Raw genomic sequence first — 25,049 nt, 5'->3', positions numbered from 1 at the left:
GCCAGAAGCCCCCCGCCGCTCCGCCGTCACCCGAGGCCCCATTCGTCTATGCCCGCTTCCCGCACCGAATCCGTACCCGCCGACCACGGCCGCATCGAGGACATCGACGTCTCGTCAGAGATGCAGACGTCCTTCCTCGAGTACGCGTACTCCGTCATCTATTCGCGCGCCCTGCCGGACGCGCGCGACGGGCTCAAGCCGGTCCAGCGCCGCATCCTCTTCCAGATGGCCGATATGGGCCTGCGGCCCGACCGTGGCCATGTGAAGAGCGCCCGCGTCGTCGGCGAGGTGATGGGAAAGCTGCATCCGCACGGCGACGCGCCGATCTACGACGCACTCGTGCGCCTTGCCCAGCCCTTCTCGCTGCGGGTGCCGCTGGTCGACGGTCACGGCAACTTCGGATCGCTCGACGACGGGCCGGCGGCCCCTCGATACACCGAGGCCAGGCTGGCGCCGTCTGCACTGGCGCTGACGGAGAACCTGGACGAGGATGTCGTCGACTTCATCCCGAACTACGACGGGCAGTTCCAGCAGCCCGAGGTGCTTCCCTCGGCGTTCCCCAACCTGCTCGTCAACGGCACCACCGGCATCGCCGTCGGCATGGCGACCAATATGGCGCCGCACAACCTCATCGAAGTCGTGGGTGCCGCCACGCACCTGCTCGACAATCCCGACGCGACGGTGGAAGAACTCATGGAGTTCGTTCCCGGCCCCGACCTGCCCGGCGGCGGCATCATCGTCGGGCTGGACGGCATCAAGGACGCGTACACGACCGGCCGTGGCAGCTTCCGCACGCGGGCGAAGGTCGCTGTGGAGCCCCTGGGGCCGCGCCGCACCGGGCTGGTGGTCACCGAGCTTCCGTACCTGGTCGGACCTGAGCGGATCATCGAGAAGATCAAAGACGCCGTGACGGCCAAGAAGCTGCAGGGCATCGCCGACGTCACCGACCTCACGGATCGGCACAAGGGCCTGCGGCTCGTCATCGGTATCAAGACCGGGTTCGATCCGCAGGCGGTGCTCGAGCACCTGTATCGCCTCACGCCGCTCGAAGACTCCTTCAGCATCAACAACGTCGCCCTGGTCGAGGGTCAGCCGCAGACCCTGGGCCTCAAGGAGCTGCTGCGGGTCTACCTCGACCACCGTCTGAGCGTCGTGACGCGTCGCAGCCAGTTCCGCCTGGCACGCCGCAAGGAGCGACTGCACCTCGTCGAGGGGCTGCTGATCGCGATCCTCGACATCGACGAGGTGATCCAGGTCATCCGCACGTCCGACGACGGCGAGCAGGCGCGTGCACGCCTGATGGACGTCTTCGACCTGTCCGATCTGCAGGCGGAGTACATCCTCGAACTGCGCCTGCGTCGCCTCACCAAGTTCTCGCGCATCGAACTCGAGGCCGAGCGCGACAAGCTCAAGGCCGAGATCGCCGAACTCGAGACTCTGCTCGCCAGTGACGTGCTGCTGCGCGCGCAGGTGGCCCGCGAACTCGATGCCACCGCCGAGCAGTTCGGCACGCCGCGACGCACCCTGTTGCTCAACGGCGGCCCCGTGGCGCCGCGCTCCCGCGCCGCCGCGGCCGCGGCCGACCTGCAGATCGCCGACGAGCCGTGCCGTGTCTTCCTCTCGGCCACAGGACGCATGGTCCGCGCGGCGCTCGCCGCCGACGCGGCGGGCGGCGCGATCGTGCCGCCGTCGCGGCGGTCCAAGCACGACGCGGTCCGCTCGGCGGTCGATTCGACCACGCGCGGCGACGTCGGCGCTGTGACCAGCGCGGGTCGCCTCATCCGCTTCTCCCCCGTCGACCTGCCCTCGGTTCCCGGCAACTCCGTCCAGCTGGCCGCGGGCACGCGTGCCGACCAGTACCTCGGGCTGACCGGCGGTGAGCATGTCATCGCACTGGTGCCCCTCGTCGAGTCGCCGCCCATCGCGATCGGCACCCAGCAGGGCATCGTCAAACGCGTCGCGGCCACCGAGCTCGGCACGAAGCACGACATCGAGATCATCGCGCTCAGGGACGGCGATCGCGTCGTGGGTGCAGCTCCCGCGTCGGACGGCGCCGAGCTGGTGTTCGTCGCCAGCGATGCGCAGCTGCTGCGCTTCGACGCCTCGTCAGTTCGGCCGCAGGGGCGATCGGCGGGCGGCATGGCGGGGATCCGCCTCAACGACCGCGCCCAGGTGATCTCGTTCGACGTGGTCGGCCCCTCCGACTTCGAGGCCGTGGTCGTCACCGTCGCCGGCTCCACCACCGCGCTCGCGGGAACGGATGCCGGCAGCGCCAAGGTCTCGCTCTTCAGCGAGTTCCCCGCGAAGGGCCGGGCCACGGGGGGCGTGCGCGCTCAGCGCCTGCTGAAGGGCGAGGACGCACTGACGCTCGCATGGGCCGGCACCGATCCGCGCGCCGTGGGCACCGATGGCGCGACACGTGCGCTGCCGTCGGCCGGTGCGAAGCGGGATGCCTCCGGGGTGCCTCTGGACGGTGTCATCGGCGCGGTGGGCACCGGCGTCCGGTAGGAGCGGCTGCGCCTCGCGCGAACAGCGTCAGGCGTCGATGCGGTCCCGTGCGAGGCGGTCACTGGAGTCGACGATGAACTCCTTGCGGGGCGCGACGTCGTTGCCCATGAGCAGTTCGAACACGGATGCCGCAGCCTCGGCATCCTGCATCCGCACGCGCCGCAGGGTGCGGCCGGCACGATCCATGGTCGTGGTGGCGAGCTGGTCGGCATCCATCTCGCCGAGCCCCTTGTACCGCTGCACCGGCTCCTGCCAGCGCTTGCCGGACCTGGTGAGCTTGGTGAGCAGCGCGTGGAGCTCCTGCTCGGAGTACGTGTAGATCGTCTCGTTCGGCTTGGTGCCCGGATTCATCACCACCACGCGATGCAGCGGCGGGACGGCAGCGTACACGCGGCCGTCGTCGATCAAGGGCCGCATGTAGCGGAAGAACAGCGTCAGAAGGAGGGTCCGGATGTGGGCGCCGTCGACATCGGCGTCGCTCATCAGGATGATCTTGCCGTAGCGGGCGGTATCGAGGTCGAAGGATCGGCCCGATCCTGCGCCGATCACCTGGATGATCGCGGCGCACTCGGCGTTGGAGAGCATGTCGCTCACGGACGCCTTCTGCACGTTGAGGATCTTTCCGCGGATGGGCAGCAGTGCCTGATACTCGCTGTTGCGCGCCAGCTTGGCGGTGCCGAGCGCGGAGTCGCCCTCGACGATGAACAGCTCGGACTCGGCCACGTCGGTCGACCGGCAGTCGGCCAGCTTCGCCGGCAGCGACGAGGACTCGAGCGCATTCTTGCGTCGCTGGGTCTCCTTATGGGTGCGCGCGGAGATGCGCGCCTTCATCTCGGAGACCACCTTGTCCAGCAGCAGCGCGGTCTGCGCCTTGTCGTCGCGCTTGGGAGAAGTGAACCGGGCCGTGAGCTCGCGGCTGACGACGTTCGTGACGATCTGGCGGACGGCCGGTGTTCCGAGGACCTCCTTGGTCTGGCCCTCGAACTGAGGCTCGGGCAGACGCACCGTCAGCACCGCGGTGAGCCCCGCGAGGATGTCGTCCTTCTCGAGCTTGTCGTTGCCCACCTTCAGGCGCCGGGCGTTCTGCTCGACCTGCGTGCGGAGCACCTTCATCAGCGCCTGCTCGAAGCCGGCCTGATGGGTGCCGCCCTTGGGCGTCGCGATGATGTTGACGAAGGACCTCGTGACCGTCTCGTAGCTCGTGCCCCAGCGCACCGCGACATCGACCTGGCACTCGCGTTCGATCTCGGTGGGCACCATCGCGCCCGTGGCCTGCAGCACCGGCACCGTCTCGGTGAAGGTGCCCGAGCCGCTCAGCCGCCATGTGTCGGTGATGGCGCTGTCGGGAGCGAGGAACTCGGTGAACTCCGAGATACCGCCGTCGAAGCGGAAGCTCGTCTCGACGGGCTCCTCGCCTCGCTCGTCGCTGATGACGATCTCGAGCCCGGGCACGAGGAACGCGGTCTGGCGGGCTCGCTGCTCGAGCTCCTGCACGTTGAACGTGGCGTCCTTGGTGAAGATCTGGGGGTCGGCCCAGTAGCGGATGCGCGTACCGGTGACGCCGCGGGCGGCCTTGCCGACGACCCGGAGCTCGGAGCTCTTCTCGAAGGGTGTGAACGCGGAACTCGGGCTGCCGTTCGCGAAGACGCCGGGCTCGCCGCGGTGGAACGACATCCCCCACGTCTTGCCTCCGCGGTCGACCTCGACGTCCAGCCGCTCGGACAGGGCGTTGACCACCGAGGCGCCCACACCGTGGAGCCCGCCCGACGCCGCATACGAGCCGCCGCCGAACTTGCCGCCGGCGTGCAGCTTCGTGAACACGACCTCCACGCCCGAGAGCCCCGTGCGCGGCTCGATGTCCACCGGGATGCCGCGCGCGCGGTCGCGGACTTCGACGCTGCCGTCGGCGTGGAGTACGACGTCGATTCGCGTGCCGAAGCCGCCCAGGGCCTCGTCGACGGAGTTGTCGATGATCTCCCACAGGCAATGCATCAGCCCGCGCGAGTCCGTCGATCCGATGTACATGCCCGGGCGCTTGCGGACCGCCTCGAGCCCTTCGAGCACCTGCAGATGATGGGCGGAGTACTCGGAGGTCACAATCTCTCATCGTAATCGCGGTCGAGGACAGCCCTGCGGCGACACGCGTCCGCGGGCGCCCACGTACGCGCTCAGCGAAATGTGAAGGCTTCCGGGCATTCTCGGAACCTGGGCGTGGTTGTATTTCATGACCGCGACGGAGTTCTACGCATACGAGGAGGCAACGAGATGAACACGCTATCGACAACCCCAGAGCAGGGCGCCCTCCTCGAGTACCGTCTCACCGCGGCGGATCGCTGCGATTCGTGCGGCGCACAGGCCTACATCGCCGCGGAGGTCAACGGCAGCGAACTGCTGTTCTGCGCGCACCACGGTCGCAAGTACGAAGAGAAGCTGCGCTCGATCGCCACGTCGTGGCACGACGAGACCGCTCGCCTGACCGAAGCGGTCTGACGTCCGTCAGGCCCCGTTGTAGTGGCGGGGCACGAGCGGCGAGACCCTGACGGCGATCTCCTCACCGATGGTGCCGATCAGTTCGGCCAGATCGGTCGCCGTGAGCTCACCCTGCAGACCCGGCCCGTAGACGGTCACGGTGTCTCCGACGGCCACACCCGGCCATGTCTCCACCACCGAGACCGATCCTCCGACGACGCGCAGAGCGCGTCGCCCCGCCGGCGTCCCGACCGTCGCGCCTCCCTGGAGCGACGACGGGAGGCCGTCCAGCGCGCCGATGCCGATCCGCACATCGCCGGCGTCGACGGCCACGACGTCGGTCTCGAGTCGAGCCGCAGGCACGAGTCCGAGGTCCGCGGCCGACGGACCCCCGGCGGAGCGGATGCCGTAGCAGAAGGCCCCGACGCGGACCATGTCGTAGCGGAACTCCGGGCGAGCGAACGCGGCTGCGCTGGCGGCGAGATGGCGCCTCGTGGGCCGCAGGCCTGCGGACGTCGCTTCGCGCAGCGCCCTGTCGTATACGGCTCGCGCCTGGTCGTCCTCGGCGTCTGACGCCTCGGCGATGTGGCTCCATACGCCCACGATCTCGATCGCGCCCTCGAGCTCGAGTTCGGCGGCCCGAGCGACGAACGCGGGCCAGGCCTCCGGACGCACGCCGTTGCGGTGCAGCCCCGTGTCGATCTTCAGATGCACGCGTGCGGTCCTATCGGCCTCGCGCGCAGCATCCGCGAGTTCTTCGAGCAGTCCGGCGTCGCCGACGCCCATGTCGAGCCGGGCGGCGAGGGCGGCATCGAGGTCGGCCCGCGACGCCGCGATCCACGCGAAGATGCGGGCATCGTCGCCCGCCGCCGCGCGCACGGCACCGCCGGTACGCACATCGAACGCGCCGAACCATTCGACCCCGGAGGCCTGAGCCCGACGCACGACCGCCTCCAGGCCGTGCCCGTAGGCGTCGTCCTTCACGACGAGCATGAGATCTGCCGGGCCGACGGTCGCGCGCACCCGGGCGATGTTCGCGGCGAGTGCCGTGAGATCGACGTGAAGTCGTGCGGTCATGGCGTGTCCTGGCGGACGGCGCGGAGCCCGACCGTCGTGATGAGCTCCATGACAGACAGCCCCGTTACCCGCGCCCAATCGCGGAGCGAAGGCTCGCCCTGGGCTGGGTCGCCGAAGAACACGACCTCATCGCCTCGCCGGACGGCGGCATCCCGGATCTCCACGACGCACACGTCCATCGCGACGCGCCCGATGACCGGATGCCGTTGCGCCCCTATGGCGACCTCCGCCGCGCCGCCGAGCGCGCGCACGACCCCTTGCGCGTAGCCGCCGGTGACAAGCGCCACGCGTGTGTCAGCGGCAGCGCGATAGGCGTAGCCGTACGAGACGCCCTCACCGGCGCGCAGGTCCTTGACCGACAGCACTGTTCCCGTCATCCGCATCACCGGCTTGGTGGGGCGAGGACCCGGCAGACCGAAGAGCGTCTGGGGCGCGATGGCTGTGCTGCGCTGTGCGGTCGGGGCTTCGACTCCGATAGCGGGTGTGCTCGCAAGCACGTCCCGCGCGGGGGCGAAGCCTTCGGTCGCGAGTACCTCCGCCACGAGGTCCGCGCCATGACCCCAGGCATCCGCCGCCATGATCGCCGGAGAGAAGAGACGGATGCCCTCGCTCCGAGCCGCGCGCGCGTTCACTGCCAGCGCGGAGCGCGAGATCCACGCCACCGGCGAACTGAGGGGTGCGGCTCCCTCCGCCCACACGTCGGGGCCAGGATCGGGGGAACTCACGCCTTTAGACTATCCGGATCCCCCGTTCCCGACCCGGAGTACGCATGCCCTCTCACGGCCTCGGCCTCGCGCCCCGCCTTCGCTACCTCGCCGGCCGAGCCCGCCGCATCGACGTGGGGTCGGTGTTCGCCCGCGCCAGAGAGAGCGCGCGTGATCACGGCCGCTGGATGCCCGCGGTGCTCGTCGACATGCTCTGGTCTGCGGGCTTTCGGCAGGTGGGATTCCAGGACTACGTCGACTACGACTTCGCGATCCTCAAGCGCGCCGAGCGCGAGACGTACATGACGCACCCGGTGTCGAATCAGCTGTCGCAGAAGTACGACCACCCCGACTTCCGTCACATCTTCCAGGACAAGATCGAGTTCGACCGCGTCTTCAGCGACTTCCTGCGCCGCGACTGGATGGTGGTCGAACCGGGCAACGCGGATGCCGTGCGCGGGTTCGTCGAGGACCACGGCACCGTGGTCACGAAGGAGCCCGTCGGCCAGGCCGGAACGGGTGTGCACCGCTATCGCGCGGCAGAGGTGGAGGACTGGGATGCCTTCCACCGCGGGCTGCTCGAGCGCGGCGAACTGCTGATCGAAGAGGTGATCCGCCAGCACGCGGACCTCGCGGCGGTCTGCCCCGGCACGGTCAACACCACCCGCGTGACGGCGTTCTTCGACGGCAGGCAGACGCACATTCTCGCCATGGCCCAGAAGTTCGGCCGAGGCGCCGTGAGCGACCAGATGACGTTCGGCGGCTTTTACACGATGCTCGACGACGACGGTAGGGCCGTCGGTCCGGGATACGACTCGCACGGTCACACTCATGAGCGCCACCCCGACAGCGGGTTCGTGATCGCGGACTTCCAGCTGCCGATGATCGAGCAGGTGCGCGCGTTCGTCGACGAGGTGGCACGCGTCGTGCCGCAGGTGCAGTACGTCGGATGGGACATCGTGGTTACCCCCGAGGGCCCCGTCCTCGTCGAAGGCAACTGGGGCGCGGGCGTCTACGAGAACAAGCCCAGCGTCACCGGCATCCGCACCGGCCACAAGCCGCGCTACCGCGCCGCCATCGGCTTCTGACGCACGTCTGAGGGGTGTCGTACCCCTGGCGGCATGCTTCGGCCGCACGTCGTGATCTACAGCGCCGTCAGCATCGACGGTCGCATCACCGGGTACGAGAACGACCCCGCGGGCCGTACTACCGCTACGGGTTCGGGAACCCGGCCGACGGCGTGATCCGCGGGACATCGGGTTCCACCGAACCGGCGCGGAACAGCTGGGTGGCGGCGAGGTCGTGCTGCGCTATGCGGCGACCGCGCGCACGACGCCGAGCGGCGTCGATTCGTGACCCTGACCGAGCGGGTTGTCTTTGAGGATCGCGACCAGCCGCTTCTCCCCCGCCTTGTCGAGCGTCGAGCCGAGGATGTTGCCGCCGAGGTCGTTGATGTCGACCACTGCGACCTCGGGGACGTCGCCGAGCAGGCTCTTCAAGTGAGCGGCGACCTCGCGCGGGCGCTCGGGGCCGAGGACGACCGCCTTGTTGTAGGGCGGGATGGTGCCGCCGGTCGGACCGTCGATGGCGCGGGCCTTGTCGCCGGCGATGCGGTAGAAGTCACCCTTGCGCCCGAACGCCTTCGTGACGGCGGACACCGCCGCAGCGAACAGGATGCGGATCGTGCCGCATTCGCGCAGCGCCATCTCCATCGTCTCGGGCATGCCGAGGCCGATGCCGTACGGAGTGCGAGTGACGTACTTGGAGAGGAAGAGCGCGAGCCGACGGGGTTTGATCTCCTCGACGAGGTACGAGCGCCCCTGCGTGATCGCCACGATCTTCTCGGTGACGAACAGCAGGTCGCCCGGAAGGACGATCTCCTCGGCGTACTCCCGCACAAAGGCATCCAGGTCGTCGCCCGGCATCACGACCCGCGTACGGATCGGGATGCGGGCGTACGACGAGCCCTCGATCGAGACGGTGAGCGCCTTGCCGGCGTTCGCCTCACTCACTCGAGGTAGTCCCGCAGCGACTGCGATCGTGACGGATGCCGGAGCTTGGCCATGGTCTTGGACTCGATCTGGCGGATCCGCTCACGGGTCACACCGAATGTGTCGCCGATCTGGTCGAGCGTCTTGGGCTGACCGTCGCCGAGTCCGAAGCGCATGCGGATGACACCCGCTTCGCGCTCCGAGAGCGAGTCCAGGAGAGACTCGAGCTGACGCTGCAGCATCGTGAAGCCCACCGCGTCGGCCGGGACGACGGCCTCGGTGTCCTCGATGAGGTCACCGAACTCGCTGTCGCCGTCCTCACCGAGAGGCGTGTGCAGCGAGATCGGCTCGCGGCCGTACTTCTGCACCTCGATGACCTTTTCGGGGGTCATGTCGAGTTCGCGGCTCAGCTCCTCGGGAGTGGGCTCGCGCCCCAGATCCTGCAGCATCTGCCGCTGCACGCGGGCGAGCTTGTTGATGACCTCGACCATGTGGACCGGGATGCGGATCGTGCGGGCCTGGTCGGCCATGGCGCGCGTGATCGCCTGGCGGATCCACCACGTCGCGTATGTCGAGAACTTGAAGCCCTTGGTGTAGTCGAACTTCTCGACGGCGCGGATCAGTCCGAGGTTGCCCTCCTGGATCAGGTCCAGGAACTGCATGCCGCGACCCGTGTACCGCTTGGCGAGCGAGACGACGAGGCGGAGGTTCGCACCGAGCAGGTGGCTCTTGGCACGCTGGCCGTCACGGGCCACCCACTGCAGGTCCAGACCCAGCTGGGACGACTTCTCGGTCGCCGACATGTGCGACAGCTTCTCTTCGGCGAACAGGCCGGCCTCGATGCGCATCGCGAGCTCGACCTCTTCGGCCGCGTTCAGCAGTGGCACCTTTCCGATCTGCTTGAGGTAGTCCTTGACCGGGTCGGCCGTCGCGCCGGTGATCTGGGTCGAGTAGACGGGAACGTCGTCCTCGTCGCTCGACGAGATGACGATCGCGCCGGTCGGGAGGGGCTCCGTGAACGCCGGCTTGGTGCTCTCCTCGTCCTCGTCGTCGTCGTCGGTCGCGCCGGCGGCATCGCCTGCGGCCTTCGCATCGCCCTTCGCGGGCTGCTCGGTGTCATCGTCCGCGGTGACCTCGGCGACGTCGTCGGCGGTCTCGAGTTCGACGTCCTCGTCGATCTCTTCGACATCGTCCTCGAACTCGTCGTCCGTCTTCGCGGCGCGCTTGGAAGCGGTCTTGGAGGTGGCCTTCCCCTTGGCAGCCGCCTTCTTGGCGGGCGCCTTGGCGGCCGTCTTGGCGGGAGCCTTCGCCACAGTGGCCGTGGTCTCCTCCGCCTCGGTGTCCTTCGCGGCCGCTCGGGCCTTGGTGTTCGTGCCTGGAGTCACGTTTCGCCTTTCACCGGTGGGCGTGCGCCTCACGCCCCGGTCGATTTCGGACACTAGTAAGACCCTTGTCAAGTCCACGTTTCGATGAGAAGCCTCACCGAGACGGTTGACAACGGGTCAGGGCATCCAGTATCTCATACTTGCCGTGCGCCGCCAGCATCACCCCTGCCGGCCCCGCGCACCTCTGTCTCTGCAGGGTGACAACGCCCGGCAGGGTCGTGGCATTCCGGATCAGATGCCGCGTTTGTCGTCGTCACCGGACCGCGTGGCCAGGAACCGTTCCAGTTCCGCGGCGAGCTCGTCCGCGCTGGGCAGATCGCCGGTGTGGATCATGGGCGTCGCCAGGGTCGATCCCGCCATGTAGGCGTCGTAGCGTTCCTCGAGCCCCTGCACCATCCGGGCGAGCTCTTCGCTGCCTTCGATCTGTTCGCTGACCTTCGCCAGGTACACGCGGTTCTCATCGCGCAGCTCGTCACCGGCGAAGACGAGGCCGGTCGCCACGGTGAGGCTGTCCAGCGCCGCCAGGGCTGCCGCCGGGTACTCGGTGTCGCCCAGATAGTGCGGCACCAGCAGCACGAATCCCGCGATGCGCACGCCCGCCGCCGAGAGGCGGTACTCGAGCAGGTGCCCCGCGGTCGCCGGAACCTGAGTGTGCGGCTGCCACACGGAGTGCGCCTCGGTGAGCTCGGCGCGCGTGCCGCTGACCGTGGTGCCGATCGGTCGGGTGTGCGGAACGGGCATGGGAATCGCGTGCACCCACGTCACCGTCGAGATGCCGTACGTGTCGACGAAATCGACGACGGCCTGCGTGAAGGCATCCCACCCGAAGTCTGGCTCGTAGCCCGCGAGCAGCAGGAACGGCTGGCCGAGCGCGTCGTGCGCGAACGACAGCTCGAGCCGTTGCGGGCGGTAGTCCGTAAGGTGATCCTTCTCGAACGAGACGACCGGGCGGCGCGCGCGGTAGTCCAGCAGTGCGTCGTTCGAGAAGACGACCAGCGGCGTCGGCGACAGTTCGTCGCGGAAGTAGTCGATCACTCGGCTCACCGCGCTCCCCGCGTCGGTGAAGCCCGTGAGCGCGATGACCAGGGGCAGCCCGCGCGGGACCGGCGGTGCAGAGGCCGAGCGCTCGAAGAGCGGACCGGGGAAGGGCATGCCTCCATGCTACGAGCAGCGGGTGCGGGGCGGGTCGCGGCCGTGGCGCTCAGAGCGAACACGTCGCGTCCCTAGGATGGACGTCATGTCGTTTCCCGACCTCGAGTACCGCACCGTCCCGATCCGAGAGACCGACGCCGACGCGCTCGTGCTGGGGCTTCCCCCGCTCGAGGGCGACGAGGCACCCGATCTTGCCGAATGGCCCGGGCTTCGCGACGCCCTGCTGGCGGTGGGCTTCACGGGGGGTGTGGGCAGCTTCGTCCGCGTCTACGCCCCGGAGATCACGACGCGACCGCTCGCCGTGGTGGGCACGGGAGCCACGCCGGATGCCTCGGCGCTGCGTGATGCGGTCGGTGCAGCGATCCGGATCCTGACCGGGTTCACGACCGTCGCCGTTGCGGCGCCCTATGCGGATCCAGAGCTGTGGACGGCCGCGGCCGAAGGCGCCGCTCTCGGCGGCTACCGCTTCGACGGCTACAAGACCGAGCCCCCGAAGGCACGCGCGTCACGCGTCGTGGTGCACGGCACGGCCCCCGCCGATGACGCGGCGCTGACCGTCGTCACCGAGACGGCGGCCGCGGTCGCGTTGGTGAAGGATCTCGTCTCCACGCCGGCCGAATGGCTGGGTCCCGCCGATTTCGCCCAGCGGGCCGCGGAATCGGTCGAGAACCTCGCAGTGACGGTCGAGGTGCTCGACGAGGTCGCCCTCCGGGAGCGGGGCTACGGCGGCATCCTCGGCGTCGGACAGGGCTCTGATCGGCCGCCTCGCCTGGTGCGACTCGAATACGCGCCGAGCGATGCTCGACGCCACATCGCGCTCGTCGGCAAGGGCATCACGTTCGACACGGGTGGCCTCTCGCTCAAGCCCGCCGCATCGATGGTCGGGATGAAGTACGACATGTGCGGCGCGGCAACGGCTCTTGCCGTCCTGCGCGGCGTCGCGGCCATCGGCGCACCCGTGAAGCTCACCGCGTGGCTGTGCATCGCCGACAACATGCCGTCGGGTCGCGCCACGCGGCCCGGGGATGTGCTGCGCATGCTCGACGGGACGACCGTCGAGGTGCTCAACACCGATGCCGAGGGACGCCTCGTCCTCGCGGACGGACTGGTCGCTGCAAGCCGTGAGCAGCCCGACCTGCTGATCGACGTCGCGACCCTGACGGGCGCGATCACGATCGCCCTCGGCACGCGCCACGCCGGCGTCATGGGCGACGACGAGGCGGTCGCCGAGTACCTCGCCGCCGCCGCCCAGGCGGGCGAGCCCGCCTGGCAGCTGCCGCTTCCGCCCCACATGGTCGACGAGCTCGACTCGCCGATCGCCGATCTGCAGAACGCCAAGATCGGCGACCCCGCGGGAGGATCGCTGTTCGCCGGCCTCTTCCTGCAGCACTTCGTCGGACGTGTCGGCGAGGACGCCGACGCTCCGCGCATCCCGTGGGTGCACCTGGACATCGCCGGGGTCGGGATGAACAAGGGCGGCGCGTACGGCTACATCGACAAGGGACCGACAGCAGCCACGGTCCGCAGCCTCATCCGCCTGGCCCTTGCAGAGGAGTCCCGATGACCGACCACAGCTTCGATCTGGTGATCCTGGGCGGCGGAAGCGGCGGATACGCTGCGGCCCTCCGCGCTGCAGAGCTGGGCAAGACCGTTGCGCTCGTCGAGAAGGACAAAGTCGGCGGCACCTGCCTGCACCGCGGCTGCATCCCGACCAAGGCGCTGTTGCACGCCGCCGAGGTCGCCGACCTGGCTCGGGATGCCTCGGCCATCGGCATCCGCGCATCCTTCGACGGCGTCGACCCGGCGGGGGTCCGCGCGTATCGCGAGGGCATCGTCGCCAAAAAGTTCAAGGGCCTGGAGGGTCTGGTCAAGGCGCGCGGGATCACCGTCGTCCACGGCGAGGGGCGGCTGGAGGCAGGACCGGCTGTCCGGGTGGGCGACGACGTCTACCGCGGCGCGGATGTCGTCCTCGCCACCGGCTCGTACAGCCGCACCCTGCCCGGTCTCGAGATCGGCGGGCGGATCCTGACGAGCGAGCACGCGCTCGAACTCGACGAGATTCCCCGCCGGGTCCTCATCCTCGGCGGCGGGGTCATCGGCGTGGAGTTCGCGAGCGTCTGGCGGTCCTTCGGCGCCGAGGTCACGATCGTCGAGGCGCTGGACCACCTCGTCCCCAACGAGGACATCGCGCTGAGCAAGGGGCTGGAGCGGGCGTTCCGCCGTCGCGGGATCGCCTCGTCGCTGGGCGTGCGCTTCCAGTCGGCGACACAGTCTGCCGATGACGTGACCGTGACGCTCGAGGACGGGAAGACGTTCGAGGCGGACTACCTTCTCGTCGCGGTCGGGCGCGGCCCGGTGACCGGCGGTCTCGGCTACGAGGAGGCCGGAATCACCCTCGATCGCGGCTTCGTCATCACTGATGAGCGCCTGCGCACCGGGGTCGACCACGTCTGGGCGGTCGGCGACATCGTGCCGGGGCTGCAGCTGGCACACCGCGGGTTCCAGCAGGGCATCTTCGTCGCCGAAGAGATCGCGGGCCTGTCCCCCGCCGTCGTGCCGGACACGCAGATCCCGAAGGTGACGTACAGCCACCCCGAAGTCGCCTCCGTCGGCCTCACCGAGGCGCAGGCAGCAGAGGCCCACGGCGAGGACGGCGTCGTGGCGTACGAGTACAACCTCGCGGGTAACGGCAAGAGCGAGATCCTCGGCACGAGCGGACTGGTGAAGGTCGTGCGCGTCAAGGACGGCCCCGTGCTGGGAGTGCACCTGATCGGCGATCGGGTCGGCGAACTCATCACCGAGGGCCAGCTCGTCGTGGGCTGGGAGGCACACCCCGAAGACATCGCACCGCTGGTCCACGCACATCCGACACAGAGCGAGGCTCTGGGCGAGGCCTTCCTCGCGCTGGCGGGCAAACCACTGCACGCGCTGTGACGCCCGGGGGCGCTCTCGCCATCACTAAGCTAGATCCGATATCCATTCCGAAGGAGACATCGTCATGAGCACTTCCGTGGTCCTCCCTGCTCTCGGTGAGAGCGTCACAGAGGGAACGGTCACCCGCTGGCTCAAGAAGGTCGGCGACACGGTCCAGGCGGACGAGGGCCTGCTCGAGATCTCCACGGACAAGGTCGACACGGAGATCCCGTCGCCCGTCAGCGGTGTGATCGAGGAGATCCTGGTCCAGGAGGACGAGACCGTCGAAGTGGGTGCAGTGCTGGCCAAGATCGGCGACGGCTCCGGTGCGCAGGCCGCGCCCGAGGCACCGGCCGCCGAAGCGGCAGAACCCGCGGCGGCCCCCGCCCCGGAGGCGCCCGCGGCCGATGCTTCAGCCCCCGCCGCGGAGACACCTGCCGCAGAAGCCCCCGCCCCCGCTGCGCAGGAACCCGCTGCGCCCGCACCCGCTGCACCCGCCGGAGGCGGCAAGGACGTCGTGCTGCCCGAGCTCGGCGAGAGTGTCACAGAGGGCACCGTGACCCGCTGGCTCAAGAAGGTCGGCGACGACGTCGCGGCCGACGAACCGCTGCTCGAGATCTCGACCGACAAGGTCGACACCGAGATTCCCTCGCCTTTCGCCGGAGTGCTCCAGGAGATCCTCGTCCAGGAGGACGAGACGATCGCCGTCGGCTCCCCGCTCGCCCGTATCGGTGAGGCGGGCGCCGCCGCTCCGGCAGCAGAGCCCCCGGCAGCAGAGACCCCGGCAGCTCCGGCACCGGCCGCGGCGGCTCCCGCGCCGGCGGCAGAGGCTCCGGCCCCGGCAGCACCCGCTCCCGCTTCGCCCGCTGAAGCGGCTCCTGCGCCTGCCCCGGCAGCAGAGGCTCCGCAGGCACCTGCTCCCGCGGCTCCGGCACCCGCCGCTTCCGCACTCGGAGCCTCTGACGACTCGGACGGCGTCGCCTACGTGACCCCGCTCGTGCGTCGACTGGCGCAGCAGCAGGGTGTGGACCTCGCGAAGGTGAAGGGAACCGGCGTCGGAGGACGGATCCGCAAGGAAGACGTCCTCAAGGCGGCCGAAGCGGCATCCGCTCCCACGCCCGCTCCGGCAGCGGCGTCCGCCCCTGCCCCCGCACCGCTCGAGGTCTCGCCGCTGCGCGGCACGACCCAGCCGATGTCGCGCTTGCGCAAGGTCATCGCCGAGCGTGCCGTGGCCTCGATGCAGGCGACCGCCCAGCTCACGACGGTCGTCGAGGTGGATGTGACGAAGCTCGCGGCCTACCGGGATGCGGTCAAGGCCGACTTCCAGGCGAAGACCGGCGACAAGCTGTCGTTCCTTCCGTTCTTCGCGGTCGCGGCCGTCGAGGCGCTGCAGGCATACCCGATCGTCAACGCCACCGTCGACGGCAACGACATCGTCTACCCCGCGAGCGAGAACATCTCCATCGCGGTGGACACCGAGCGGGGTCTGCTGACTCCGGTGGTGAAGGATGCCGCAGGCAAGAACCTCGCGCAGTTCGCTCGTGAGATCGCCGACCTGGCCGCCCGCACGCGCGACAACAAGCTGAAGCCCGACGAGCTCGCCGGAGGCACCTTCACGCTGACCAACACGGGTTCGCGCGGGGCGCTCTTCGACACCCCGATCGTGTTCCTGCCGCAGTCCGCGATCCTCGGACTCGGTGCCGTCGTCAAGAAGCCGGGTGTGGTCGTGGTCGACGGCAAGGACGCGATCTCCGTACGGTCCTACGTCTACTTGGCGTTGTCGTACGATCACCGCATCATCGACGGGGCGGACGCGGCCCGCTTCCTCGGTGCCGTCAAGGCAAGGCTCGAGGCGGCCGACTTCCAGGCTCAGCTCGGCATCTGATCCGCCCAGGCGGACCACCTAGGGCTGCTGCGCGACGTCATGGACGTCGCGCAGCAGCCATTCCTCGTCCTGACGCACCAGCACGGTCAGCTGCGCAGGCAGCGAGCCGTCGCCCGCGTCGACTCGCAGCACCGCGACGTCTCCGAAGTCGTCCAGCAGGGTCACGACCCGTGCGGAAGACGGCAGATCGATCGCACCTCCTCCGAGCGGCGTAGAAGGATCGGCGAGAACCGTCTCAAGACAGTCGAGGTCATCTCCGCACGCGGTGCGTTCATCGAGCAACGCCGATGCGACCGTCGCGAGATCCGCCGGGGCCGCCACCGACGCGGGATCGTCCACGGCGGGATCGGTCGGCGCAATCGAGGTCGATGGCGCGGGCAACCCTTCGACTGCGGTGGAGCCCGAGGAATCCGGCTGGGACGACCCGGACTGCGTCTCGCCGTCAGCCGCGGTGGTCTCGCCCCCTGCCGCGGGCCAGAGTGTCCCGCCGGCGAGGACCGCGGCGGCGACCGCACCACCGAGGATCCACGGTGCGCCGTCTCGGGCGTTCCGAGCCGCGCGCGCGCCGCCAGAGCCCGGTCGTGACGCGCGACACCGTATCGGCAAGATCCGAGTCCACGTGGCCGATGAGCATTTGCCAGGTGGTGCGTGGGCGTTCCACGTCGGGCACCTCGATGCGGTCCCTCGACGGCTGTGTCGTCTCCGCGGCGCTGCGCGGGCTCAGAGTCACGGTCGTGAGCGGCTCCGGTGCCGCCGCGCCGAAGAGGGCGTCCTCCGCCTCGAGCAGATCGTTCACCGAGACCCGCTCGGCGCCGATCGCGCGACGCGCGTGCTCCCACACGCGGTCCAGCGGAGGACCCACCACGAGCGACCCGAGCGCGTCGGCGGCGGCGTCCAGCGCCCGGCGGGCGGAGAGATCCGGCGCGAGCACCGGGCGGCCGGCATCGTCAAGCCACCACTCCCCGTTCGTGTCGGGGTTGGCCGCCAGTTCGGCGCAGCCCCGCAGGAGGCTCACGGCGAGCGTGACCGCCTCGCCGGGACGGAGTGGCATGCGGCTCGCACGGCGACGAAGGAACACATCGAGCGGCTCCGTGCACACCGGGAGGACGACATCATGCCCATCGACGCGGCGCACGACATCCAGCGGCGACAGCACATGACCCCCGGGTGCGGCATCCCATCCGCTCCAGGCGCCGCCGAGCACGTCCGCATCGACGAGTACGCGCGTCTCGCCCCCGGCTGCGCGCACGAGCCGGCCCGGCCACGGGCTGTCCTCGGGAGCACGCACGGCGCGCACCGTCCGGTACGGCGAGCTCAAGGGGCCTTCGGCAGTCACGTCGCCAGTCTCGATGCTGGACACGGTGCTTGCGGCTCGACGGAGCGAAGCTGTGGGCGAACAGCGGGAGACGGCGCCTGTGGAGGAGCCGAGCCGAGGCGACGCAAAAGGTAGGCTGGGGGCATGGCCGCCCGCAGTACCGCTCCCGAGAAGCGCCCCGGCTTCTTCTCGCAGATCCGCACCCTCTACACCTTCACGCAGAAGGAGTTCCGCTGGCTTCCGTTCCTGCTGGCCGGCATCCTCCTGCTCGGCATCGCCGTAGGAGTGGGCGTCGGGTTCGCGATTCCTCCCGTGGCGCCGTGGAGCGTCGTGCTGTGGGGCATCACCGGCCTCATGCTGGGCGTCCTCGGGTCGCTCATGACCATGACGCGAATGTCGACGCGCGCAATGTACAAGAAGATCGACGGGATGCCGGGTGCGACCGGGCACGTGCTGTCGACGTCGCTCGGCCGGCGCTGGCAGGCCAGCGACATGCCGGTCGGCATCAACCCGAAGACCCAGGAGGCGGTCTATCGCGCCGTGGGACGTGGAGGTGTCGTCATCATCGGCGAGGGCGCCCGCGGGCGTCTCACACGCCTCGTGAACGACGAGCGTGCGAAGGCGCAGCGTGTCGCGTCCGGGGTGCCCATCACCGTGCTGTACGTCGGCCATGGGCCGGATGAGGTCCCCATCGCGAAGCTCGCGTCGACGATCAAGGGTCTTCCCAAGAAGATCGACCGCGCCACGATGGCGGCCGTGATCAAGCGGATCGAGTCCGTGTCGCAGTCGCTCACGTCCCTGCCGATCCCGAAGGGCGTCGACCCGACGAAGGTGCGCGCGCCCCGCCCTCGCTGACGGCGCGGGACCGGTCAGGAACGCACGAGCACCGTTCCGGCCACCTTGTCGTGCAGACCACGCTGGTCGGCATCCCAGATCACCGCGGGGATGACGACGATGAGCAGAGCCGTCCGCACGACGGGGCGCCACAGCCCCACCCATCCGCCTACGCGACCGGCGGCGGCATCCGCCCGCACCAGGCGCAGGCCGAACAGCCGGTGCCCGGGGCTCCCCTGCAGGGTTGGCAGGAACACGATCTGGATCGCGGCGAACAGCGCGAGGATGGCCAGCGGGTCCCAGCCGAAGAAGCCGGAGATCAGGTACGCGGCACCGTAGTCGACGAAGAGGGCGCCGACGCGACGGCCGACACGGCCGATCGATCCGGTGCCCTCCCGGGGAAGACCGAGCCGTTCCCCGGGATACTCCTGCGCGCTCTGTGTCACCCCATCAGCGTATCCAGGCGCCTGTAACATGCCGGAAACATAGGTGACACTGCCGGGCAATCCCCTGCGGGTACGTTGCCAGCAAGTCCGCGCCCCGCGCGGGCGGTCCCGAATGCCCTACCTCTGGAGTCTTAATGTTCAAAGATTCATCCGAGGTGCTGAAGTTCATCAAGGACGAGGACGTGAAGTTCCTCGACATCCGGTTCACGGACCTTCCTGGCGTGCAGCAGCACTTCAACATTCCGGCAGCCACCGTCGACGAGGAGTTCTTCACCGTCGGCCAGCTGTTCGACGGCTCCTCCATCCGGGGCTTCGCGAACATCCACGAATCGGACATGCAGCTGATTCCCGATGTGTCGACCGCCTACCTCGACCCGTTCCGCGAGGCGAAGACGCTCATCATGATCTTCGACATCTACAACCCGCGCACGGGTGAGATCTACGGCAAGGACCCGCGTCAGGTCGCCAAGAAGGCCGAGAAGTACCTCGCATCGACCGGCATCGCCGACACCGCCTTCTTCGCCCCCGAGGCGGAGTTCTACATCTTCGACGACGTCCGCTACGAGGTGAAGCAGAACCAGAGCTTCTACTTCGTCGACTCCGAAGAGGGCGCGTGGAACAGCGGCCGCGTGGAAGAAGGCGGGAACCTCGCCAACAAGACCCCGTACAAGGGCGGCTACTTCCCGGTCTCGCCCGTCGACAAGCAGGCCGACCTGCGTGACGACATCTCGCTCAAGCTCATCGAGTCGGGGCTGCACCTCGAGCGCGCGCACCACGAGGTGGGCACGGGTGGCCAGGCCGAGATCAACTACCGCTTCGACACCATGGTGCACGCGGCCGACGACATCCTGAAGTTCAAGTACATCGTCAAGAACACCGCGCTCGAGTGGGGCAAGGTCGCGACGTTCATGCCGAAGCCGCTCTTCGGAGACAACGGCTCGGGCATGCACACCCACCAGTCGCTGTGGCTCGAGGGCAAGCCGCTGTTCTTCGACGAGAAGGGCTACGCGCAGCTCTCCGACACCGCTCGCTGGTACATCGGCGGCCTGCTCGCGCACGCCCCGGCGGTGCTGGCGTTCACGAACCCGACGCTCAACTCGTACAAGCGACTGGTCAAGGGCTACGAGGCTCCGGTCAACCTGGTGTACTCGGCGGGCAACCGCTCGGCGGCCGTCCGCATCCCGATCACGGGCTCCAACCCGAAGGCCAAGCGCATCGAGTTCCGCGCGCCGGACGCCTCGGGCAACCCGTACCTCGCGTTCGCCGCGCAGCTGATGGCCGGCATCGACGGCATCATCAACCGCATCGAGCCGCACGAGCCGGTCGACAAGGACCTCTACGAGCTGCCGCCCGAGGAGGCCAAGAACATCCCGCAGGTGCCGAACTCGCTGCTCGATTCCCTCGAGGCGCTGCGCGCAGACCACGAGTTCCTCACGCGCGGCAACGTGTTCACGCCCGAGCTGATCGAGACCTGGATCGAATACAAGATCGAGAACGAGATCCAGCCGCTCAACGCCCGTCCTCACCCGTTCGAGTACGAGCTGTACTTCAGCGTCTGAGCACGCTCCAGCAGTGCGAGGGCTCCGGGAGACCGGGGCCCTCGTGCTTTGCCGACGGATGCCTCCGGCCCGGGTGACGCCCGTCGCCGCGTGGCAGGATCAACCGTAGAAGAGCTTCTCGAACACGCGCCGCGCGCGACGGGTGGTGCCCAGGTAGTCCTCCTCGACCTGCGTCGCCGAGCGGGGCGCGTACTCGAGGAGTCTGCCGATGCCGTCGAGCTTGTTCCGATCCACCGGCAGGACGTCGCTCGTCTGCCCGGACAAAAGCGTGTTCGCCGAGCGGAGACGGCTCGCGAGCCGCCACGCGTCGGCGAGACGGTCGGCCGCCGTCGGGGCGATGAGTCCAGCTTCCTGCGCGGCTCGCAGGGCTCCGAGCGTCGACGTCGTGCGCATCGCGGGGACCGTGTGCGCGTGCTGCAGCTGCAGCAGCTGTACGAGCCATTCCACGTCGCTGAGCGATCCGGGTCCGAGCTTGAGGTGCCGGGTCGGGTCGACGCCCTGCGGCAGCCGCTCGCTCTCGACGCGCGCCTTGATGCGCTTGATCTCGCGTACGGCCGCGAGATCGATACTCGCCGGATACCGCACCCGGTCGGCCATCAGGGTGAACGCGTCGATGAGCTTCACGCTGCCTGCCATGCCGCGGGCGCGCAGCAGCGCCTGCGCCTCCCACGGCGCCGCCCAGCGCCGATAGTACTCCTCGTAGGCGTCGAGAGAGCGGGCGATCGGTCCGTTGCGTCCTTCCGGCCGCAGGTCGGCGTCGAGCTCGAGCGGGACCCGCTGGTCCTCGGAGTACGAGCGCAGCGCCGAGACCAGCTTGACGGCGAGATCGTGCGCCCGCTGCGGCTCCACGCTGTTCGCGCGGTAGACGTACATGACGTCGGCGTCCGACCCGAAGCCGAGCTCTGCGCCACCGAAGCGCCCCATCGCGATGACCGAGAAATCAAGGTCGGCATCCCCGGGTGGGACGATCTCTCGACGGACCGCGCGCAGGGTGGCCTGGATCGTGACGTCGGTGATGCTCGTGAGGGCGGCGGCGAGCTCGTCGATCGTGATCGTGCCCAGGATCGCGCCCATCGCGATCCGCAGCTGTTCGCGGCGGCGCAGCGCACGCACAGCGCGCATCGCTTCGTCGATGGTGTCGTGCCGCGTCTGGATGGCGCGCGCCTCGTCCTGCAGCGCGACGCCGGAACGCGGCCGCAGGAGCGCGGCGTCATCGAGCCAGGCCGCCGACTCCGGGATCCACTCCATCAGCTCGCCCACGTAGCGAGACCCCGACAGCACGCGCGAGAGGCTCTCGGCCGCCCCGGAAGAGTCCCGCAGCATGCGAAGGAACCAGTGCGTGTCTCCGAGCTTCTCGCTGAGCCGGCGGAACGCGAGCAATCCGTAGTCCGGGTCGACGCCGTCGGCGAACCACCGGATCATGACGGGCATGAGGTGGCGCTGGATGGTGGCCTTGCGGCTGAGTCCGCTGGTGAGCGCGGCGATGTGACGCAGGGCGCCCGCTGGATCAGCGAATCCGATCGCTGCGAGGCGGTCGTGCGCCTGCGCGGTCGACAGCGCGCGCTCGTCGGCGGGGAGAGCGGCGACCGCCGACAGCAGCGGGCGGTAGAACAGCCGCACGTGGATGTCGCGCACTTCGCGTTTGACGGACTCCCACAGCTCCCACACGCCTTCGCCGGTCTCGGCCAGGGCTGAGGACCGGGCCAGCACGCGCAGCTCCTCCGGTCGCGCGGGCATCAGGTGGGTGCGACGGAGGTGTCGCAGCTGTGCGCGGTGCTCGAGGAGCCGCAGCACCCGGTAGTCGTGAGAGAACGCGGATGCCTCGGCCCGGCCGATGTAGCCTTCCGCCACGAGCGCGTCCAGCGCCACGAGCGTGCCCCGTTGGCGGATGCGATCGTCGGTCAGCCCGTGAACGAGCTGCAGGAGCTGCACCGTGAACTCGATGTCGCGGATCCCTCCAGGACCGAGCTTGATCTGATAAGCCACCTCCTGCGCCGGAATGTGCTCGGTCACGCGCTCTCGCATGCGCTGCACGCTGTCTACGAAGTTCTCCCTCGCCGCACTCGTCCACACCTTCGGCTGCACGGCGTCGATGTACGTGCCGCCCAGTGCTTCGTCACCGGCGATGGGGCGGGCCTTGAGCAGAGCCTGGAACTCCCAGCTCTTCGCCCATCGTTCGTAGTAGGCCTCGTGCGAGTCGACCGTGCGCACGAGAGCGCCCTGCTTGCCCTCGGGGCGCAGGTTGGCGTCCACCTCCCACAGCGGTGGCTCACGCTCCACCTCCGAGATGCCGCGCATCGTCTGGACCGCCAGCCGTGTGGCGATGTCGACGACGCGGCTCTCCCCCAGCTCCTCGGTCGTGGCATCGTCGGCGCCGGCGACGAAGATGACGTCGACATCGCTGACGTAGTTCAGTTCGCGGGCGCCCGTCTTGCCCATGCCGATGATCGCCAGCCTCGTGCGCGCCACCTGAGCGCGGGGGAAGAGGCCGACGCCGGCGACACCACCCGAGATCCGCGTACGGGCGACGGCGAGGGATGCTTCAAGAGCAGCGCCCGCGGCATCCGCCAGTCGTGCCGAGACCGCTGCGACCTCGTCCACGGGTGAGGCGCTGAGCAGATCGAACGCGGCGATGCGGGCCAGGGTGCGGCGGTATCGCACGCGCAGGGCGATCCAGGCGGCTTCACTGCTGTCGGCGGCGAAGCCGTCCACGGCTCCCACGGACTCGAGCAGCGTCGCGCGCATCTCATGTTCGGACGGCAGGCTCAGTCCGGCGTTGCGAAGTTCGGCGACCTCGTCGGGATGCCGGAAGAAGAAGTCCCCGAATCCCGTGGACGCACCCAGCAGGGCCCACAGCGCCCTCCAGCCGCGCGGGTCGACACTGATCGCCCGCACCGCCTCCGCGTCCCGTCGCGCCAGCCTCGTGAGCGCGCTGACCGCCTCGTCGGGATCGGCGGCATACGTCGCGCCCTCCAGCGCCGCCTCCCGTGGCACCCCGGCCTCTTCGGCGAGCTCGCGCAGGAAGGCGTCGGCTTCGCGGAGACGGCTGAAGCCGAGCTTCGCGAGAGGGGTGAGGGACCCGGACCGTTCGCTCGCGGACATGCGTCAGCCGGCGGTCAGAGCATCTCGAGGTTGCTCTTGAGCTCGAAGGGCGTCACCTGCGAGCGGTACTCCTGCCACTCGCGCCGCTTGTTCAGCAGCACGTAGTTGAAGACCTGCTCACCGAGGGTCTCGGCCACGAGCTCGGACTCCTCCATGTACTCCAGAGCGTGGTCCAGGCTCGCCGGCAACGGCGCGTAGCCGAGCGCGCGCCGTTCGGCATCCGTCAGCGACCAGACGTTGTCTTCGGCCTCCGCCGGGAGCTCGTACTCGTTCTCGATGCCCTTGAGACCAGCGGCGAGCATGAGCGCGAAGGACAGATACGGATTGGCGGCCGAGTCGAGCGCCCGGTACTCCACACGGGACGACTGACCCTTGTTGGGCTTGTACAGCGGAACGCGCACCAGCGCGGAGCGGTTGTTGTGTCCCCAGCAGATGAAGCTGGGCGCCTCGTCGCCGCCCCACAGTCGCTTGTAGGAGTTGACGAACTGGTTGGTGACTGCCGAGATCTCGTTGGCATGCCGCAGCAGACCCGCGATGAACTGACGGCCGACCTTCGACAGCTGGTACTGCGCGCCCTCCTGATAGAACGCGTTGACATCGCCCTCGAAGAGGGACATGTGCGTGTGCATGCCGCTCCCGGGCTTGCCGGTGAGGGGCTTCGGCATGAAGGTCGCGTAGACACCCTGCTCGATCGCCACCTCTTTCACGACGGTGCGGAAGGTCATGATGTTGTCGGCGGTGGCCAGCGCGTCGGCGTATCGCAGATCGATCTCGTTCTGACCCGGCCCGCCTTCGTGATGGCTGAACTCGACGGAGATCCCGAGGTCCTCCAGCATCCGGACCGATCGCCGGCGGAAGTCGTGCGCCGTGCCGCCGGGAACGTTGTCGAAGTACCCTGCGGAGTCGACGGGCTCGGGTCCTTCGGCGCCGAACGACGATGACTTCAGCAGGTAGAACTCGATCTCGGGGTGCGTGTAGAAGGTGAAGCCCGCGTCCGCCGCCTTCGCGAGAGTGCGCTTGAGGACGTGTCGCGGGTCCGCGACCGCCGGCTGACCGTCCGGCGTCGTGATGTCGCAGAACATCCGCGCGGTCGGGTCGATCTCGCCCCGCCACGGCAGGATCTGGAAGGTCGTCGGATCGGGGTGGGCCAGCAGATCCGACTCGTACGAGCGAGTCAGCCCTTCGATCGCGGAGCCATCGAATCCGAGGCCCTCGCTGAACGCGCCCTCGACCTCGGCCGGTGCGATCGCGACGGACTTGAGCGTGCCGATGACGTCGGTGAACCAGAGGCGGACGAACTTCACGCCCCGCTCCTCGATCGTCCTCAGAACGAAGTCACGCTGCTTGTCCATCGCATCCTCTCCGGCGCCCGCTCCACTGGGTGCCCGCGCGGCCCGCAGGGCTGCGCGGCGCGGCCGATGCCAGACTACTGGTCGTCGCGCGCGACACCTGACACGCCGCTCCCCCAGTCGTTGTCGCGAGACTCCTCCTCCGCCCAGGCACGTGAGCGCTCGCGCATGATCTCCGGCGCCCTCGCCGCCTCTTCGGGCGTCTCGAAGGGTCCCGCGCGGTCGACCGCGGGCGACTCGAATCCCTTCTCGACCTCGCCGGTCTTGAGGTTGTACCAGTACTTCTCGTTGTCGCCGGTCATGGCGTGCTCCTCACATCGCGGCAGTGATGCTCCGTCGGCTCGATCCTAGTGACGCCCC

21 protein-coding genes are annotated in these 25,049 nt (G+C 69.1%); 9 read left to right on the top strand and 12 right to left on the bottom strand.

Features of this window, described 5'->3' with window-relative positions:
- The first annotated feature begins 48 nt into the window (after nucleotides 1-48).
- Nucleotides 49-2,508 carry a DNA gyrase/topoisomerase IV subunit A gene (locus ACLKM7_RS11235; RefSeq protein WP_436447264.1) on the top strand — a complete coding sequence of 820 codons (2,460 nt, stop codon included), beginning with the start codon at nucleotides 49-51 and terminating at the stop codon, nucleotides 2,506-2,508.
- A 27-nt stretch (nucleotides 2,509-2,535) separates the two neighbouring features.
- Here the strand turns inward: ACLKM7_RS11235 and ACLKM7_RS11230 are convergent, their stop codons facing one another.
- Nucleotides 2,536-4,608 carry a DNA gyrase/topoisomerase IV subunit B gene (locus ACLKM7_RS11230; RefSeq protein WP_436447282.1) on the bottom strand — a complete coding sequence of 691 codons (2,073 nt, stop codon included), beginning with the start codon at nucleotides 4,606-4,608 and terminating at the stop codon, nucleotides 2,536-2,538.
- Nucleotides 4,609-4,773: 165 nt separating this feature from the next.
- Between ACLKM7_RS11230 and ACLKM7_RS11225 the strand changes: the two genes are divergently transcribed.
- Entirely contained in the window at nucleotides 4,774-4,998 is a 225-nt protein-coding gene (locus ACLKM7_RS11225; RefSeq protein WP_436447263.1) for a DUF7455 domain-containing protein, read from the top strand.
- A 6-nt stretch (nucleotides 4,999-5,004) separates the two neighbouring features.
- Here ACLKM7_RS11225 and ACLKM7_RS11220 read toward each other — a convergent pair whose 3' ends face one another.
- A complete protein-coding gene (locus ACLKM7_RS11220) occupies nucleotides 5,005-6,054 on the bottom strand; it encodes an alanine racemase (protein WP_436447262.1) in 1,050 nt (349 codons plus the stop codon).
- Nucleotides 6,051-6,779, bottom strand: coding sequence for an alanine racemase C-terminal domain-containing protein (locus ACLKM7_RS11215; protein WP_436447261.1), 729 nt, complete (start codon nucleotides 6,777-6,779; stop codon nucleotides 6,051-6,053). The genes ACLKM7_RS11220 and ACLKM7_RS11215 overlap by 4 nt, the downstream gene beginning before the upstream one ends.
- 44 nt (nucleotides 6,780-6,823) lie before the next feature.
- Here ACLKM7_RS11215 and ACLKM7_RS11210 point away from each other — a divergent pair, with 44 nt between their 5' ends.
- Both ACLKM7_RS11210 and ACLKM7_RS11205 read left to right on the top strand, forming a co-directional pair.
- A complete protein-coding gene (locus ACLKM7_RS11210) occupies nucleotides 6,824-7,846 on the top strand; it encodes a sugar-transfer associated ATP-grasp domain-containing protein (RefSeq protein ID WP_436447260.1) in 1,023 nt (340 codons plus the stop codon).
- Between the two features lie 33 nt (nucleotides 7,847-7,879).
- The gene (locus tag ACLKM7_RS11205) at nucleotides 7,880-8,002 is read left to right on the top strand and encodes a hypothetical protein (RefSeq protein ID WP_436447259.1); all 123 of its coding nucleotides are present in this window, start codon (nucleotides 7,880-7,882) and stop codon (nucleotides 8,000-8,002) included.
- Nucleotides 8,003-8,068: 66 nt separating this feature from the next.
- Here the strand turns inward: ACLKM7_RS11205 and ACLKM7_RS11200 are convergent, their stop codons facing one another.
- The 3 genes from ACLKM7_RS11200 to ACLKM7_RS11190 form a co-directional block, all read right to left on the bottom strand.
- On the bottom strand, nucleotides 8,069-8,770 hold the full coding sequence (locus ACLKM7_RS11200) for a coenzyme F420-0:L-glutamate ligase (protein ID WP_436447258.1): 702 nt from the start codon (nucleotides 8,768-8,770) through the stop codon (nucleotides 8,069-8,071).
- Nucleotides 8,767-10,134, bottom strand: coding sequence for an RNA polymerase sigma factor (locus ACLKM7_RS11195; RefSeq protein WP_436447257.1), 1,368 nt, complete (start codon nucleotides 10,132-10,134; stop codon nucleotides 8,767-8,769). Before ACLKM7_RS11195 ends, ACLKM7_RS11200 begins: the two co-directional genes overlap by 4 nt.
- Nucleotides 10,135-10,365: 231 nt before the next feature.
- Nucleotides 10,366-11,286 carry a proteasome assembly chaperone family protein gene (locus ACLKM7_RS11190; protein WP_436447256.1) on the bottom strand — a complete coding sequence of 307 codons (921 nt, stop codon included), beginning with the start codon at nucleotides 11,284-11,286 and terminating at the stop codon, nucleotides 10,366-10,368.
- Between the two features lie 85 nt (nucleotides 11,287-11,371).
- On the opposite strand from ACLKM7_RS11190, the gene ACLKM7_RS11185 reads away from it, so the two are divergent.
- From ACLKM7_RS11185 to sucB, 3 genes are all read left to right on the top strand, one after another.
- Complete coding sequence (locus tag ACLKM7_RS11185; RefSeq protein ID WP_436447255.1) at nucleotides 11,372-12,850, top strand: leucyl aminopeptidase; 1,479 nt, start codon at nucleotides 11,372-11,374, stop codon at nucleotides 12,848-12,850.
- The gene (gene lpdA, locus ACLKM7_RS11180) at nucleotides 12,847-14,220 is read left to right on the top strand and encodes a dihydrolipoyl dehydrogenase (RefSeq protein ID WP_436447254.1); all 1,374 of its coding nucleotides are present in this window, start codon (nucleotides 12,847-12,849) and stop codon (nucleotides 14,218-14,220) included. Before ACLKM7_RS11185 ends, lpdA begins: the two co-directional genes overlap by 4 nt.
- 64 nt (nucleotides 14,221-14,284) lie before the next feature.
- A complete protein-coding gene (gene sucB / locus ACLKM7_RS11175) occupies nucleotides 14,285-16,084 on the top strand; it encodes a 2-oxoglutarate dehydrogenase, E2 component, dihydrolipoamide succinyltransferase (protein WP_436447253.1) in 1,800 nt (599 codons plus the stop codon).
- An 18-nt stretch (nucleotides 16,085-16,102) separates the two neighbouring features.
- Here the strand turns inward: sucB and ACLKM7_RS11170 are convergent, their stop codons facing one another.
- Both ACLKM7_RS11170 and ACLKM7_RS11165 read right to left on the bottom strand, forming a co-directional pair.
- On the bottom strand, nucleotides 16,103-16,423 hold the full coding sequence (locus ACLKM7_RS11170; protein WP_436447252.1) for a hypothetical protein: 321 nt from the start codon (nucleotides 16,421-16,423) through the stop codon (nucleotides 16,103-16,105).
- Nucleotides 16,424-16,526: 103 nt separating this feature from the next.
- Nucleotides 16,527-17,420: a hypothetical protein gene (locus tag ACLKM7_RS11165; RefSeq protein ID WP_436447251.1), complete on the bottom strand. Its 894-nt coding sequence runs from the start codon at nucleotides 17,418-17,420 to the stop codon at nucleotides 16,527-16,529.
- 123 nt (nucleotides 17,421-17,543) lie between these two features.
- Here ACLKM7_RS11165 and ACLKM7_RS11160 point away from each other — a divergent pair, with 123 nt between their 5' ends.
- Nucleotides 17,544-18,254 (top strand): DUF4191 domain-containing protein, encoded by a 711-nt coding sequence (locus ACLKM7_RS11160; RefSeq protein ID WP_436447250.1) that lies wholly within the window; start codon nucleotides 17,544-17,546, stop codon nucleotides 18,252-18,254.
- Nucleotides 18,255-18,268: 14 nt separating this feature from the next.
- On the opposite strand, the gene ACLKM7_RS11155 is transcribed toward ACLKM7_RS11160, so the two are convergent.
- Entirely contained in the window at nucleotides 18,269-18,679 is a 411-nt protein-coding gene (locus ACLKM7_RS11155) for an RDD family protein (protein ID WP_436447249.1), read from the bottom strand.
- A gap of 134 nt (nucleotides 18,680-18,813) precedes the next feature.
- Here ACLKM7_RS11155 and glnA (ACLKM7_RS11150) point away from each other — a divergent pair, with 134 nt between their 5' ends.
- Nucleotides 18,814-20,238, top strand: coding sequence for a type I glutamate--ammonia ligase (glnA, locus tag ACLKM7_RS11150; RefSeq protein WP_436447248.1), 1,425 nt, complete (start codon nucleotides 18,814-18,816; stop codon nucleotides 20,236-20,238).
- Between the two features lie 99 nt (nucleotides 20,239-20,337).
- On the opposite strand, the gene ACLKM7_RS11145 is transcribed toward glnA (ACLKM7_RS11150), so the two are convergent.
- The 3 genes from ACLKM7_RS11145 to ACLKM7_RS11135 all read right to left on the bottom strand — a co-directional run bounded on the left by ACLKM7_RS11145 (nucleotide 20,338) and on the right by ACLKM7_RS11135 (nucleotide 24,991).
- The gene (locus ACLKM7_RS11145) at nucleotides 20,338-23,340 is read right to left on the bottom strand and encodes a bifunctional [glutamine synthetase] adenylyltransferase/[glutamine synthetase]-adenylyl-L-tyrosine phosphorylase (RefSeq protein ID WP_436447247.1); all 3,003 of its coding nucleotides are present in this window, start codon (nucleotides 23,338-23,340) and stop codon (nucleotides 20,338-20,340) included.
- A gap of 14 nt (nucleotides 23,341-23,354) precedes the next feature.
- The gene (gene glnA, locus ACLKM7_RS11140) at nucleotides 23,355-24,692 is read right to left on the bottom strand and encodes a type I glutamate--ammonia ligase (protein ID WP_168913977.1); all 1,338 of its coding nucleotides are present in this window, start codon (nucleotides 24,690-24,692) and stop codon (nucleotides 23,355-23,357) included.
- A gap of 74 nt (nucleotides 24,693-24,766) precedes the next feature.
- The gene (locus tag ACLKM7_RS11135; protein ID WP_436447246.1) at nucleotides 24,767-24,991 is read right to left on the bottom strand and encodes an SPOR domain-containing protein; all 225 of its coding nucleotides are present in this window, start codon (nucleotides 24,989-24,991) and stop codon (nucleotides 24,767-24,769) included.
- Between the last annotated feature and the right edge of the window lie 58 nt (nucleotides 24,992-25,049).

Origin of the sequence: Microbacterium sp. I2 (assembly GCF_051364985.1) — a bacterium.
Lineage (GTDB): Bacteria > Actinomycetota > Actinomycetes > Actinomycetales > Microbacteriaceae > Microbacterium.
This window is presented reverse-complemented; position numbering and strand designations above follow the sequence as displayed.